Source organism: Rhizobium rhizoryzae, assembly GCF_011046895.1.
Lineage (GTDB): Bacteria > Pseudomonadota > Alphaproteobacteria > Rhizobiales > Rhizobiaceae > Neorhizobium > Neorhizobium rhizoryzae.
On sequence record NZ_CP049250.1, the window covers coordinates 1,928,056 to 1,942,794 of the forward strand.

At 58.9% G+C, this 14,739-nt stretch carries 10 protein-coding genes; 8 read left to right on the forward strand and 2 right to left on the reverse strand.

What is annotated here, in order from left to right; genetic code table 11:
* Window positions 1–12: 12 nt before the first annotated feature.
* Together G6N80_RS15240 and G6N80_RS15245 are read right to left on the reverse strand one after the other, a co-directional pair.
* Window positions 13–936, reverse strand: coding sequence for a response regulator transcription factor (locus G6N80_RS15240; protein WP_165135000.1), 924 nt, complete (start codon window positions 934–936; stop codon window positions 13–15).
* Window positions 929–4,312: a hybrid sensor histidine kinase/response regulator gene (locus G6N80_RS15245; protein ID WP_062553741.1), complete on the reverse strand. Its 3,384-nt coding sequence runs from the start codon at window positions 4,310–4,312 to the stop codon at window positions 929–931. Before G6N80_RS15245 ends, G6N80_RS15240 begins: the two co-directional genes overlap by 8 nt.
* Window positions 4,313–4,777: 465 nt before the next feature.
* On the opposite strand from G6N80_RS15245, the gene G6N80_RS15250 reads away from it, so the two are divergent.
* The 8 genes from G6N80_RS15250 to G6N80_RS15285 all read left to right on the forward strand — a co-directional run bounded on the left by G6N80_RS15250 (window position 4,778) and on the right by G6N80_RS15285 (window position 14,737).
* On the forward strand, window positions 4,778–6,643 hold the full coding sequence (locus G6N80_RS15250; protein WP_165135003.1) for a hypothetical protein: 1,866 nt from the start codon (window positions 4,778–4,780) through the stop codon (window positions 6,641–6,643).
* 175 nt (window positions 6,644–6,818) lie between these two features.
* Window positions 6,819–8,108, forward strand: a complete 1,290-nt coding sequence (gene urtA / locus G6N80_RS15255) for an urea ABC transporter substrate-binding protein (RefSeq protein ID WP_062553743.1) — start codon at window positions 6,819–6,821, stop codon at window positions 8,106–8,108.
* 289 nt (window positions 8,109–8,397) lie between these two features.
* Entirely contained in the window at window positions 8,398–10,011 is a 1,614-nt protein-coding gene (gene urtB / locus G6N80_RS15260) for an urea ABC transporter permease subunit UrtB (protein WP_246251500.1), read from the forward strand.
* The gene (gene urtC, locus G6N80_RS15265) at window positions 10,008–11,174 is read left to right on the forward strand and encodes an urea ABC transporter permease subunit UrtC (protein WP_062553745.1); all 1,167 of its coding nucleotides are present in this window, start codon (window positions 10,008–10,010) and stop codon (window positions 11,172–11,174) included. Before urtB ends, urtC begins: the two co-directional genes overlap by 4 nt.
* Before the next feature lie 5 nt (window positions 11,175–11,179).
* Window positions 11,180–11,938 (forward strand): urea ABC transporter ATP-binding protein UrtD, encoded by a 759-nt coding sequence (urtD, locus tag G6N80_RS15270; protein WP_062553746.1) that lies wholly within the window; start codon window positions 11,180–11,182, stop codon window positions 11,936–11,938.
* Window positions 11,939–11,943: 5 nt separating this feature from the next.
* Window positions 11,944–12,639: an urea ABC transporter ATP-binding subunit UrtE gene (urtE, locus tag G6N80_RS15275; RefSeq protein ID WP_062553780.1), complete on the forward strand. Its 696-nt coding sequence runs from the start codon at window positions 11,944–11,946 to the stop codon at window positions 12,637–12,639.
* Between the two features lie 131 nt (window positions 12,640–12,770).
* On the forward strand, window positions 12,771–13,976 hold the full coding sequence (locus tag G6N80_RS15280) for a CE1 family esterase (RefSeq protein ID WP_165135009.1): 1,206 nt from the start codon (window positions 12,771–12,773) through the stop codon (window positions 13,974–13,976).
* Entirely contained in the window at window positions 13,910–14,737 is an 828-nt protein-coding gene (locus G6N80_RS15285; protein ID WP_062553748.1) for an urease accessory protein UreD, read from the forward strand. Before G6N80_RS15280 ends, G6N80_RS15285 begins: the two co-directional genes overlap by 67 nt.
* Window positions 14,738–14,739 lie beyond the last annotated feature (2 nt).

Here is a 14,739-nt window from a genome sequence, read left to right on the forward strand (position 1 = left end):
TCGTAGCAGCGATCACATTTCATGCAGCACATTGGCGGCCTTGACGGCTGCCGATGCGCGATTCTCAACACCCAGCTTTACGTAGATCTGTTCCAGGTGCTTGTTGACGGTGCGGGCGGAGAGGCCGAGAATATCGCCAATGTCCTTGTTGGACTTTCCCTTGGCAATCCAGAGCAGCACTTCCGCTTCGCGCTGGGTCACGGGGAAGTGCTGGCGCAGAACGTCATCTTCGGCGCGGTTGCTGAGTGCACTCACACGAATGAGATACTCGTCCGGGCCGATGGCGCCGAGGAACGAAAACTGCAGGGTGGTCGCGGCTTGCGCATCGACGGCGAAGGTCACCTCGCGTGGAAAGCCCGGTCTGTCGCGATCGGTCATCCAGGTCGAGATTTTCCGTGTAGCCTGGTCCAGACCGTCATCCTGACCGAAGGCTGTATTGATGAGCCGCGTCGCTTGTGGTGTCGACCAATGCAGAGCGCCGTTGCCGCGCACTGCCAGAAGATGGCGACCTGCCGCATCCAGCGCCACGCGCGCACTCTGGGCTGAGCGGGCATTGGACAAATGAACGCGGATGCGGGCGCGCAGTTCATCGATGTTGATGGGTTTGGTGAGGTAATCGACACCGCCGCTTTCCAGCGCGTTGACCACATGCTCGGTCTCGGTCAGCCCTGTCATGAAGATGACCGGCACCTGTGAAAAGGCGGGATTGGCCTTCAGCCTGCGGCAGGTTTCGAACCCATCCATGCCGGGCATCACGGCATCGAGCAGAATGAGATCCGGGGTGATGCGGTCGACAATGCTGATGGCGAATTGGCCAGACGTTGCAATCAGCACCGAGAAGCCTGACTGTTCGAGTGCTTCCGTCAGAAAGCCGAGCGCATCCGGACTGTCATCCACCAGAAGAACAATTTCTCTGGGTGCGGCGTTTTCAGCCATCCTGCGGCATCCTTTCCTCGCGGAACTGTCTCAGGAACGTCATCAGTCCGGCCATATCGAAACTTTGAATATAGTGCCGGGCCGCTTCCGTAAAGGCGCGGTGCTCGGGTGAGGCTGCGAGATCGCCAAGCTTCGTTTCAAGCCCCCGAATATAGCCTATTTCCGCCAGTTGGATGAGGTCGTCTATATGGCTTGCGCCTGGGCTTTTAACCGGGGCGGGGCCTTCCCGTTCCTGTAGCGCTTCGCCCTCATAGATCCAGGTCAGGCCAAGATGCTGGGCCAGCTTGTCGGAAAGCTGGCGGATATCCACCGGCTTTGAGATGGCGTCACTGTGGCCATCCCCCTTGCGGATGCTGGAGGCGCCATCGCCGATATTGGCCGAGAGCATGATGATCGGCGCGGTCTGACCGTCCTCGCGCAGGCGTTCCACCAGTTGCCAGCCGTTCATGCCCGGCATGAGGATGTCCACCAGGAAGAGGTCGGGTTTCGCAGCCGCAATCAGGGTCAGGCATTCGGGTGCGCCACCGGCGGTCAGGACCACGAAATCGAGCGGCTTCAGCACTTCTCGCATCAGGTCGCGATGATCCTCATTGTCATCGACCACCACGACGGTGCGGCGCGGACCCGTGTAGCCGATGATCTTCTTCTCCGGTGCGGGCATGATTGTCGGGCGGTTGACCGCCGAGAGCAGAAGGCGGACCCGGAAACTGGAGCCGACATCCTTTTCGCTGGTAACGGAAATCTCGCCGCCCATGGTGTTGGTGAGAAGCCGGGTAATGGTGAGGCCGAGACCAAGCCCCGGCATTGGCCGGATACTTTCTGCCTCACCGCGCTGGAAGGGTTCGTAGATGCGGGCGAGATCCTTTTCCGCGATGCCGCGGCCGGTATCCTCGACAGTGAAGGTGGCAACCTGGCTGCGATAGGTGATGTTGAAACGCACCGTTCCACGATCGGTGAACTTTATGGCGTTCGAGAGCAGGTTTACCAGAATCTGGCGCAGGCGCTTTTCGTCGGTGCGCACATAGGTGGGCAGGGCCGGGGTGCGGTCGTGCTCGAAGTTCAGGCCCTTCGCCTGCGCCTGCGGGCGGAACATGTCGACGATCTGATCGAGAAAATCCTGGATATTGATTTCGTTGGAATAGACCTGCAGCCGGCCCGCTTCGATCTTCGATATATCGAGCAGTCCGTCGATCAGGCCGGAGAGGTGATCGGCGGAGCGGCGGATGACCTTGATTGCGGACTGGCGCGGTGCGGGAATGGTCTCGTCCCGTTCGAGAAGCTGTGCGTAGCCCAATACGGCGTTGAGCGGCGTGCGAAGCTCGTGACTGAGGCCCACGACGTAGCGGCTCTTGGCGCGGTTGGCGGCCTCTGCCACTTCCTTTGCCTGCTGGAGCGCGGCATCCGTCTTGCGGTGGGCCGCGATTTCCTTGAGCAGCAGCGTATTCTGTCGCGAGCTTTCCTCCTCCGCCACGACGCGGCTGTCATGGGCCAGAACATAGAACCAGGAGACGATGCCGGCGATGATAGCGAAGACGAAGAAGACGATCAGCGTGGTGCCGTAGATCACTTCGGCATTGGCAGGTGTTGCCTCGCCCACCTGATAGGCGATCATGAAGAGAATGGCACCCATGGCCGAGATCGACAGGATGGAGGTGAGTGCGTAGCGCCCCAGACGCGTCATCAGTCGTTCGACGATACGGTCCGACAACATGGTGCGCGCCACGCTGCCGATCTGCGCTTTCATCTGGGCTTTCGGCTTGCACATGTCGTGACATCGGCTGTCCAGTGAGCAACAGAGCGAGCAGATGGGGGCCGCATAGGCAGGACACCAGGCCATGTCCTCAGGCTCGAAGGGATGTTCGCAGATCGAGCAGGTGATGGAGGTCGCGTTTTTCCAGGCGTGGCGAGGCTTTCGCGCGAGATAGTAGCGACCTTTCGTACCCCAGGCGATCAGGGGCGAGAGAAGGAAGGCCGAGAGCGTGAGGTAGGTGGAGAGGGAGGCCGCAATGTTTCCGAACAGGCCGAAATGGGCGGCAAGGGCGATGCCAGCCGAACCGAGCATGGCGCCGAGCCCGACCGGGTTCAGATCGTAAAGATGGGCGCGCTTGAATTCGATACCCGGCGGAGACAGGCCGAGCGGCTTGTTGATGGCCAGATCAGCAGAGATGGTGCAGAGCCATGACATGGCGATGATGGAGAAGATGCCGAGCGTCGCCTCCAGCAGCCGGTAGATGCCGAGTTCCATCAGCAGCAGCGCGATGGCGACGTTGAACACCAGCCAGACGACTCGGCCCGGGTGGCTGTGGGTGAGGCGGGAGAAGAAATTGGACCAGGCCAGAGAGCCAGCATAGGCGTTCATAACGTTGATCTTCAACTGCGACACCACGACGAAAGCGGCCATCAGGAGAAGGGCGGCTGTCTCGTTCGGGATCATGTAGCCGAAGGCCGCAAGATACATATGGGCCGGATCGGCGGCCTCGTGTGCGGGAACCGCGGTCGACAGGGTCAGAACCGCCAGAAAGCTTCCCGCCAGAAGCTTTGGTACACCAAGGACCACCCAGCCCGGACCGGCCAGAAACACGGCCAGCCGATGGCGCCATTTCTTCTGTCCCTCTGCGGGCAGAAAGCGCAGGAAATCCACCTGTTCGCCAATCTGGGGCATGAGTGCAAGGATGACGGCGGAGGCTGCGCCGAATTCCAGAAGATCGAAGGGGGCGGGTCCGCCAAAGCCGGTATTCGAATGGCCGATGCCCGCAAAGGCCCGCCACAGCTCGATCTTCTCCCAATCCATGAAGGCGATGAAAACAAAAGGCAGGACGTTCAGCACAATCCAGAAGGGTTGGGTCGCCAGCTGGAAGCGCGAGATGAGTTGCACGCCATAAATGACGAGGGGGATGACGACGACCGAACTGATGATATAGCCGAGCCAGAGCGGAATGCCGAAGGCAAGGTTAAGCGCCCCCGTCATGATGGATGCCTCGATGGCAAACAGCATGAAGGTGAAACTCGCATAGATCAGCGAGGTGATGGTCGAGCCGATATAGCCGAAGCTTGCGCCGCGCGTCAAAAGGTCGATATCGACGCCATGGCGAATGGCGTAGCGGCTGATTGGCAGACCAACCGCGAGCATGAGCACCGCAGCCACCAGAATCGCAAAAAAGGCATTCGTTGTGCCGTAGGAGAGCGTGATGGCTCCCCCGATTGCTTCCAGCGCAAGAAATGAAATGGCGCCTATCGCCGTTTGCGAAATCCGGCTGGATGAAAACCGACGCGCGCTCTTGGCGGTGAAACGCAGGGCATAATCTTCCAGCGTCTGGTTCGCGACCCAACGGTTGTAATCTCGGCGGATGGGGATAATGCGTTGCCGCGCTGCCATTCAGGAATGCCGTCTGTTTGTGCATGTTTAGATTTTGGGCACTCTCGGATTTTCAGCAGGATTTTGCAAGATGAACCTGCGGGATGCAGTTGCATGCACTCCATGGATTGACGGCTTGTCCGATATGTCAGGCAGGCCAGCTCATACTATCTTCACCAGGTCTCGATGCGGAATATACTTTAATGTATTTTGAATTAATAACATATAATTCATAAATAGTTCGCATCCTTGCAAGATTACTGTCGTTTAACGTGACTATGCCTCCAGCAACTGACGCTTGAGGTTGATATGACGGTTCGATCCAATCCCCCACGTTCATCCAGTGCGACGTCGACTTTGGCGACAGTTGGATCTGACAAGGCGGAAACGAAGGGTGAAGTATCATCCACGCCGCGTCGTCCCGCAGGGCAAGCCTCAACCGCACGTCCTCAAGGTAAAGCTCGGCAGATCGCCCCGCAGAGGCTAATGACGGCGACTGCGGCCGGTGCAAGCAGCAATTCGACCGCTGCTTCATCGTCGAGTCCGCACTCGGCAGACAGTCGCTACGTTTCGCTGCCAAAATCCTGGAAGGGTCCCGAGGGGCCTGGCGTGAAGCGGGGACCACCGAGCAATGATGACATCGTGCGCGGCGTCATGAACCGAAATCGGGAATATTCGCATTATGCCGGATCTGTTCCGGATGCCTCGCCCTATGTCGCCCAGGTGCAGTTGCCGCCCATCACGGAAGCAGACAAAGGCTATGCGATGGTGGCACAGTCCATGACCGCGACGCCCGGATACGCCGAAGCCGAGAAAGGCCTCAACGACAAACAGTTCGAGCTGATCAAGGAAGGCGTGAAGGACGTCGATCGCAGTTTCATCACGCCAGAGACCTTCAAGAATCTCGACAAGCTGACGGATGACCAGAAGGCGGCCTATATGGTCGATCTCATAGAGGGAAGGCAGCACCTGACTGCCTATCTGAACCAGTATGGCGACAGTGTTCCGAAAGGCGATGAAGCGGATGCGGACCTCAAGGCGCGGCTTGACATCGTATTGAACGATCCCGGCGTTCTGGCCGCCGCAGACAGCGCATTTTCCCGCGGCGCGCAGGCGTTTCTTCAGAAACCCGAAAATGACATGTTGCTGAGCAAGTTCACGGATGCCTATTTCGCCGACATTGCGGGTGGCAAGGCGATTGATCGTGCCTTGGCCAGCGGCAAGACGATTGAAGAAGCCTTTGCGGCCTATAGCAGCGAAGCGTCGTTCCTGACGAAAATTCTACCGCCAGACGTTCGGGACAAATATGCGGGCGCAGCCAGCCTGACGTTGTCGCAACTGACGCAGAAATACATGGTTGGCGATGGCACGGGCGGCGATCTCAGCATGTTCAATGTCGATGCCAACGGGAATTCCGATACGCTGACGCCCGCTGCGGAGGCCATGGCGCTGCAATTCATGGCGCAGACCTTGAACGACAAGAATGTCAGCCAGCTGTCCATCAAACTCAACTACGCTCAGGACATCGCCCGGAATGTGAATGGCGTCATTACCCTGCTACGAACCGGTATGAAGATGGACGATGCGCTGGCGTCAGTCATGAAGTCCGTCAACGCCAAACCTGCGCCATTGGGCATTCCCAATGACATCTACAAGGCGGGTCTCATGCATGGCGTGCAGACCCTCACTCTTGCAAGTGTTCTGACCGCGCGTGCTATTGGCAATGGCCCGAAGCCCAAGCCCCACGATATCGCGGCTGCTGTTGCAAACGGTGTGCAGATCATTGGCATGACCACGGAAGGGCTTGCAAAAAATCTCGATAGCAGGGGCAAGGCCTTCAGCATGTTCGGTACGGGCACCGGTACCTGGGGAGCATCCATTTCGAAATTCATTGATCCGAAGACGCTGGAAGCCGGTGGAAAGATCATCGGCGGGGTGGGCAGCTTTGCCATGGCTGGACTTGCCTTCTTCAGCGCGCATCGTGCTTTGAAAAGCGGAGAAAAGCCGGAAGCGGCCTTCCAGATCATCAGCGGAGCCGCCATGCTGACCAGTGGCACCGTAGGTATGGCTGAAGTTGCGCTGCAATTCAGCAGCATTGTACCAAGAATAACGGCACCTTTCGCAGCCTCAATTCCCAACTACACGAACATCGTGACGAATGGTCTCAAATACGGTCTCTCAATGGTTGGTCGCGTTGCCGGGACCGTGGGTGCTCTGGCCGGTCTCGTGCTTGGTCTTCTCGAGATGGCGAAGGGCGTGAAAGTTCTTGGCAAGCTGGAAGGGCAGGTCAATGATCGCCTTCGGCCGCTGATCGGCAAGGAAGTCAGCTTCATGTTCCGACCCAGTCTGTAAGGCTTCCTTGATCGACGACGCATTGCGTCGCTGGCGCGAGCTTCCCCATTTCACCCCCTCGCATACGTCATTTTACGTATGTGGTTTTGCAGTGCAGCGACCCATAGTCCGGTCAGCAACGGTTAACAGGCTTTAACCGGCTGTCGCACTCAAAACAAAAAAGAGGGGTTCTGCCATGACATTGAAAGCCAAGCTGGGCGGCGCGCTCATCGCCGCCATCATGTCCACCACCGCATTCCACGGCGCATTTGCTGCCGAAGATACGATCAAGATCGGCGTTCTCCACTCGCTCTCCGGCACGATGGCGATTTCGGAAACCACGCTGAAAGACGCCATGCTGATGCTCGTCGAAGAGCAGAACAAGAAGGGCGGCGTTCTGGGCAAGAAGCTCGAAGCCGTCGTTGTCGATCCGGCTTCCGACTGGCCGCTGTTTGCCGAAAAGGCTCGCCAACTGATCTCCAAGGATAAGGTCGCTGCCGTCTTCGGTTGCTGGACCTCGTCTTCGCGCAAGTCCGTTCTGCCGGTCTTCGAAGAGCTGAACTCCATTCTCTTCTACCCCGTCCAGTACGAGGGTGAAGAATCCTCGCGCAATATCTTTTACACCGGTGCCGCTCCGAACCAGCAGGCCATTCCGGCTGTCGACTACCTGATGAAGAACGAAGGCGTTCAGCGCTGGGTTCTGGAAGGCACGGACTACGTTTATCCGCAGACCACGAACAAGATCCTGAAAGCCTACCTGATGTCGAAGGGCGTCAAGGAAGCCGATATCATGGTCAACTACACGCCATTCGGCTTCTCCGACTGGCAGACGGAAGTCTCCAAGATCAAGGCCTTCGGCTCTGCAGGCAAGAAGACGGCTGTTGTTTCCACCATCAATGGCGATGCAAACGTGCCGTTCTACAAGGAACTGGCAAACCAGGGCATCAAGGCTGAAGACATTCCGGTCGTGGCCTTCTCCGTCGGTGAAGAAGAGCTGGCCGGGATCGATACCAAGCCACTCGTCGGCCACCTCGCTGCCTGGAACTACTTCCAGTCTGTCGACGCTCCGGTCAATGCCGAGTTCATCAAGACATGGCACGCTTTCACCAAGAACGAGAAGCGCGTGACGAACGACCCGATGGAAGCTGCCTATATCGGCTTCAACGCCTGGGTTAAGGCTGTCGAGGCTGCCGGCACGACCGAAACCGACAAGGTTCTGGATAGCATCATCGGCGTTTCCGTGCCGAACCTGTCTGGCGGTACTTCTACTGTCATGCCGAACCACCACATCACCAAGCCGGTTCTGATCGGTGAAATCCAGGCGAATGGCCAGTTCGAAATCGTGCAGCAGACGCCATCCGTCGTCGGTGACGAATGGTCGGATTACCTGCCGGACTCCAAGGACCTGATCTCCGATTGGCGCAAGCCGATGTCCTGCGGCAACTTCAACGTTGCCACCGGCAAGTGCGGCGGCAAGGGCAGCTAAGGCCTAGCTATCAGGGGCAAGAGCCCTTCCCTCCCCTCCCCACATAGGGGAGGGCTTCGCTCTCGCAAGTTACATTTACCGGATCACGCTTACCCCCCTCTGTCCTGCCGGACATCTCCCCCTCAAGGGGGGAGATTGGCAAGAAGCTAACCTTCGCCTTCTTTCAATGTTGTTGGCTGCCACAATCGGTTTGCTAACGAGGACCAAAGCGAAAAGCCGCGAGTCGATCTTCCCCCTTGAGGGGGAGATGCCCGGCAGGGCAGAGGGGGGTAAGTCACAAGGGGCGACAATTATGCTTCGACTTTTCCTATCGACCCTATTCCTGATCGTTTCGCTTGCCGCGTCATCCTTCGCGCAATCCGGCGCTGACCCCAAGGCCCTGTTCAATGCACTGGGCAAGGCGGATTTCAAGCAGGCGGAAGAGCTGATCGGCCAGCTGGCTGCGACCGGCGATCCGCGCATCGTGCCGGCCCTGGAAGCCTTTGCCGAAGGCGAGCTTTACGCCCGCAAATCCGATAGCGCCGTATTCATCACCAAAGCAGCCGGGACCAATGTCGCCCTGATCGATCCAGTCACGGGTGCTGCCGCCGGTGAGGTGCCGAAGGCGCAGCTGAGCAAGCTGAAGATCAACAACAACCTGCGCCGCGTCATTCGCTCGGCACTTGGCGGTCTGACACTGCTGAGCCCCGACAAGGCAGTGCGTATGGCAGCCGCCGATGCGGTTCTGAAGTCTCCCAGCGCGGAAAATCTTGAGCTGGTCGAGGCAGCACTTGCCAAGGAAACCGATGCGGCCGTCAAGGTGCGCATGGAAGAGGCGCGTGCGGCCTCCGTGCTGATTTCCGACCGCGCAATCGACCAGAAGAAGCAGGCGATCGATACGATTGCCAATCTCGGTGGGCGCGATGGCATCAGCATCCTGATGTCGGTTTCGTCTTCGATCGATCCCGCCCTGAAGGGTGATCTCGACAAGGCGATCACCAAGATCGAAAATTCGCTGAAGCTTTGGGAAGTCGCCCAGAATGTCTGGTACGGCATGTCGCTCGGCTCCGTGCTGCTGCTCGCGGCCATCGGGTTGGCCATCACCTTTGGCGTCATGGGCATCATCAACATGGCGCATGGCGAAATGGTCATGCTGGGCGCCTATTCCACCTTCATGGTGCAGGAATTGATCCGCACCCACGCGCCGCATCTGTTCGACTGGTCGCTGGCCATTGCTCTGCCGGTCGCTTTCCTTGTGACAGCTGGTGTCGGTCTCGTCATCGAGCGTGGTGTCATCCGCTTTCTCTACGGGCGTCCGCTGGAAACCCTGCTGGCGACCTGGGGCGTATCGCTGATCCTCCAGCAGTTGGTACGCTCCATCTTTGGCCCGACGAACCAGGAAGTCGGCAATCCGTCCTGGATGTCCGGTGCCTTCGCGCTGGGTGGCCTGCAGATCACCTGGAACCGCATGTGGATCGTCGCCTTCTCCCTCTCGATCTTCATCGGCCTGCTGATCGTGATGAAGCGCTCCGCCTTCGGTCTCCAGATGCGGGCCGTGACCCAGAACCGCCGCATGGCCTCTTCCATGGGTATTCGCACACCCTGGGTCGATGCCTTCACCTTCGCGCTCGGCTCAGGGATCGCGGGCATTGCTGGCGTGGCGCTTTCCCAGATCGACAACGTTTCGCCCAATCTCGGCCAGTCCTACATCATCGATAGCTTCATGGTCGTGGTGTTCGGCGGCGTGGGCAATCTCTGGGGCACGCTGGTTGGCGCGCTGTCGCTCGGCATCCTCAACAAGTTCCTCGAGCCGTGGACCGGTGCCGTGCTTGGCAAGATCCTCGTGCTTGTTCTCATCATCCTCTTCATCCAGAAGAGACCGCGCGGCCTGTTCGCGCTCAAGGGAAGGGCGGTGGAAGCATGATTTCCAGCTTTATCCTGCGTGCTCTGGAAGGCCGCATCGTCGTCACCGTTTCCATCATTCTTGCCGTGGCCCTTCTGGTGCCAGCCAGCAATCTGCTTCTTTCGCCCGACAATGCATTGCATATCCCAACCTATGTGATGTCGCTGATGGGCAAGTATCTCTGCTATGCGCTTCTGGCGCTGGCACTGGATCTCGTCTGGGGCTATTGCGGCATTCTGTCCTTGGGCCACGGCGCTTTCTTCGCCCTCGGCGGCTATGCCATGGGCATGTATCTGATGCGCCAGATCGGTAGCCGTGGCGTCTATGGCGATCCCGTCCTGCCCGATTTCATGGTGTTTCTGAACTGGAAGCAGTTGCCGTGGTTCTGGCATGGCTTCGACATGTTCTGGTTTGCTTGTGCGATGGTGCTGGTGGTGCCAGGGTTGCTCGCCTTCGTCTTCGGCTGGTTCGCCTTCCGCTCCCGCGTCAACGGCGTCTATCTGTCCATCATTACCCAGGCCATGACCTATGCGCTGATGCTCGCCTTCTTCCGCAATGACATGGGCTTTGGCGGCAATAACGGTCTGACGGATTACAAGGATATCCTCGGATTCTCAGTTCAGGCGGATGGAACCCGCGCCGTACTGTTCGCGCTGTCGGCCATCATGCTCTCGCTCTGCCTCGTGCTGGCCTCGGCCATTACCCGCTCGAAGTTCGGCAAGGTGCTGGTGGGTGTGCGTGATGCGGAAAGCCGCGTTCGCTTCCTGGGTTTCCGGGTGGAGAACATCAAGCTCTTCACCTTCGTCACCTCGGCCATGATGGCGGGTATTGCGGGCGCCCTTTTCGTGCCGCAGGTCGGCATCATCAATCCGGGCGAATTCGCACCGGCCAATTCCATCGAAGTCGTGGTCTGGACAGCGGTTGGCGGTCGCGGAACTCTCATCGGTCCGATCATCGGTGCGGTGCTGGTCAATGGCGGCAAGAGCTTCTTCACCGGCGCCTTTCCTGAATTCTGGCTCTATGCGCTGGGCGCACTCTTCATCTTCGTCACGCTGTTCATGCCCAAGGGAATTGTCGGGACCGTTCAGGCAGCACTTGCCAATCGCAAGGCGGTGAAGGCTGCGGCGCGTGCCCAGGCCCAGAATGACGATACGCCTTCAACACAGATCCAGGCCGCGGAGTAAGACCCATGGAAATCAAGGACTCCAAGCCGAAGTCGCTGCTCTATCTCGATGGTGTTTCCGTATCCTTCGATGGATTCCGGGCGCTGAATTCACTTTCCTTCGTAGTCGAGCCGGGTGAGCTTCGCGCCATCATCGGCCCGAACGGCGCGGGCAAGACAACGATGATGGACATCATCACAGGCAAGACCCGGCCTGACAGCGGCACTGTTCTGTTCGAGGAAAAGGTGGATCTCACCAAGCGAGACGAGGCCGATATTGCCCAGCTCGGCATTGGTCGGAAGTTCCAGAAGCCAACGGTGTTTGAGAGCCATACCGTGTGGGACAATCTGGAACTGGCGCTCAACCGCAAGCGCGGCGTCTTTTCGACCCTGTTCTATCGCCTCTCGGGCGAGGACCGTGATCGCATCGAGGAAATTCTCGGCACCATCCGGCTGACGCATCGGCGCGACGAGCTAGCGGCCAACCTTTCCCACGGCCAAAAGCAGTGGCTGGAGATTGGCATGCTGCTGGCGCAGGAGCCGAAGCTTCTGCTGGTGGATGAGCCGGTGGCGGGCATGACTGATGCGGAAACCGCCGAAACAGCCATTCTGCTGCGTGAGATTGCCAAGAGCCGTTCGGTGGTGGTGGTGGAGCACGACATGGGCTTCATCCGGGATCTCGGCGTCAAGGTGACCTGCCTTGCCGAAGGCTCCGTGCTGGCTGAAGGGTCGATCGATTTCGTGTCGAACGATCCGAAGGTCATTGAAAACTATCTGGGGCGGTGATCACCATGCTGACAGTCAACAACGTCAATCTTCACTACGGCGCGGCGCAGGCACTGCGTGGCGTTTCCATCGAAGCGCCCATGGGTAAGATAACCTGCGTGCTGGGGCGAAACGGTGTGGGCAAGAGCTCGCTTTTGCGCGCCATCACCGGCCAGCATGCGGTGAGCGCAGGTACGATTTCCTTCAATGGCGAAAGCCTGAACGGCCTAGCCCCCTTCCGCCGCGCCAAACAGGGCATCGGCTATGTGCCGCAGGGGCGGGAGATCTTTCCGCTTCTGACGGTACAGGAGAATCTGGAAACGGGCTTTGCGCCGCTGGCGCGCAAAGATCGCAATATCCCGGACGACATCTTCAGCCTGTTTCCCGTGCTGAACTCAATGCTGTCACGTCGCGGCGGCGATCTGTCCGGCGGGCAGCAGCAACAACTGGCGATCGGTCGCGCCATGGTCACAAGACCGAAAGTGCTGGTTCTGGACGAGCCGACGGAGGGAATTCAACCTTCGATCATCAAGGATATCGGCCGTGCAATCCGATATTTGCGAGATTCCACAGGTATGGCCATTCTTCTGGTCGAACAGTATCTCGACTTCTGCCGGGAACTGGCGGATCATGTCTACATCATGGATCGGGGTGAAATCGTTCATGAAGGTGCCGCAGAAACGCTCGACACACCGGAGGCCAGACGGCATCTCACAGTGTGATAGATGCTCATATTTTGCATGGCTGCCGGTCATGGAGAGGGTTTAATAGTATCTTCTAATATGTTAGTCAGAGCGCGGTTTTCATCCAACGCATATCCCCTTTCCACGCACTCTCCTTTACGAGGCGCTTGATGGCATTTGGAATTCGCTCTGGTTCAATCCTCCGCGCTCTTGGCTGCATGACCGCAGCGGGCGCCTTTTTCTTAGGGCCAGGCATGGCCGCTCAGGCGGCTGGCTGTGGTACGCCGGTTGAACCGGGCTATCATGATGTATCGGTCGATGTCGGCGGCACTCAGCGCTCCGGCGTCGTGTTTGTTCCCGACAGTTACACGGGCCAGGACAAGGTTTCCGTCGTTTTCGATTTTCACGGCAGCAACAGCAATCCGCGGGGGCAGATGCTGCGCAGTTCCTGGGACAAGGTTGCGGCGAAGAACGGCTTCCTGGTGTTTGCGCCGCAGGGCAGTCTGTCGGGAAACATGCCGAATACCCATGCGTGGAATGTGCCGGGCGTGACTTTTCGCGAAGGCGGGTTGGATGAGGTGGCCTTCATCAAGGCTGCTGTCGAAAAGGTGAAGCAGAGCTATTGCGTCGATCCGGCGCAGATTTTCGCGTCTGGCTATTCTGGTGGCGGTCGCATGTTGTCGGCCTATCTCTGCTCGGGGGCGAATGATTTTGCCGGTGCCGGTTTCGTCAATTCGCTGCGCGTCGGCCTGCCGGTCGAAAATCGAGAGGGCAAATGGGCAGCGGATCCTTCCACCTGCCAGCCCGCCAAGCCGATTTCGATCATGGCGTTTGCCGGGATCAAGGATGAGCAGAACCCCTATGCCGGGGGCGGCAAGCCCTATTGGCAATACAGTTTCAAGACCGCGCTCCAGCGCTGGATGGAACTGGACGGCTGCAAGGCCAATGCCAAGCCGGATACGATCGAGGGGGTGACCTACAGCCTCTACGATACCTGCCAGAACGGGGCGCGCATCGCGACCTATGAATTCGAAAACGGCAGCCATGACTGGCCGAAGCCAAATGCGAAGGCGAACGTCATCGCTGCTGCCAGCGAGGGACAGGCGGCAGGTGTCGTGAAGGTCTCGGCAGTGAAGAAGCCGAGTTTCGATCCGAATGTCGATCCGGCCTATCGCATGTGGGATTTCTTCCGCAAGGCCGACAGTACGGATGTCGTGGCCACGGCACGGCCATCCTCCGCCAAGGCAAAGGTCCAGGCGGTCGGTTGTGCGGGCGACGAGGCATCCACGATGAATACCGAGGGGATGACGTGCAGCAACAGCCAGCCGAACGACCAGCCGCGCCGCAGCGGGCTCGGGGCAAAGGGCGCCTTGTAACCAAGCAGTTGGCGGGCCGAACACGGCTCGCCGAACTCTATCAGGAAGGCTGCGGGAAGATCCGCCTGCCGGACACGTTCGATTCCTCCCTCGAAGCCATTCTCATCAACAGTTCCGGCGGTTTGACCGGCGGCGACCGGCTGGAATGGTCGCTGCGCGCCGGTCCCGGCACGGATGTGACCGTGACCACGCAGGCGAACGAGAAGATCTATAAAGCCTCCGCCGATACGGCGCTTCTGAAGAGCGAGATCGAGGCAGGCGAAGGCAGCCGCGTGGCGTGGCTGCCGCAGGAAAGCATTCTCTTCGATCGCGCCTCGCTGACCCGTGAACTGCATGTGGATCTGGCCGAGACAGCTGAATTTCTGGCTGTGGAGGCAGTCATTCTCGGCCGAACCGCCATGGGCGAGAGCGCGGAAAACGGTTTCTTTCGGGATCGCTGGCGCGTGCGCCGTGCGGGTCGTCTCATCCATGCGGAGGAAGTGCGGATGGAGGGGCAGATCGCCCGTCTGGGAGAGCAGCCTTCGGTGCTTTCCGGCAAGGTGGCTTTTGCTACCGTTTTCTATTCCGGGCCGCAATGCGAGGCGTTTCTGCCGCGTCTTCAACCTCTGCTGCAGGATGGATATGCTGGCGCAAGCCTCTGGAAAGACAAGCTGATTATCCGCGCTGCAGCATCACACGGTTTTGCGCTGCGAAAAATTCTGGTTCCGGTGATTTCGCTCTTGCGAAAAGACGCAAACGTGCCGAAAGTCTGGAACATCTGAGA

Bases quoted from the DNA above. Each gene is read 5' to 3' on its own strand.
- G6N80_RS15240 (WP_165135000.1), bottom strand. From the start codon at position 936: ATGGCTGAAAACGCCGCACCCAGAGAAATTGTTCTTCTGGTGGATGAC.
- G6N80_RS15245 (WP_062553741.1), bottom strand. From the start codon at position 4,312: ATGGCAGCGCGGCAACGCATTATCCCCATCCGCCGAGATTACAACCGT.
- G6N80_RS15250 (WP_165135003.1), top strand. From the start codon at position 4,778: ATGACGGCGACTGCGGCCGGTGCAAGCAGCAATTCGACCGCTGCTTCA.
- urtA (WP_062553743.1), top strand. From the start codon at position 6,819: ATGACATTGAAAGCCAAGCTGGGCGGCGCGCTCATCGCCGCCATCATG.
- urtC (WP_062553745.1), top strand. From the start codon at position 10,008: ATGATTTCCAGCTTTATCCTGCGTGCTCTGGAAGGCCGCATCGTCGTC.
- urtD (WP_062553746.1), top strand. From the start codon at position 11,180: ATGGAAATCAAGGACTCCAAGCCGAAGTCGCTGCTCTATCTCGATGGT.
- urtE (WP_062553780.1), top strand. From the start codon at position 11,944: ATGCTGACAGTCAACAACGTCAATCTTCACTACGGCGCGGCGCAGGCA.
- G6N80_RS15280 (WP_165135009.1), top strand. From the start codon at position 12,771: ATGGCATTTGGAATTCGCTCTGGTTCAATCCTCCGCGCTCTTGGCTGC.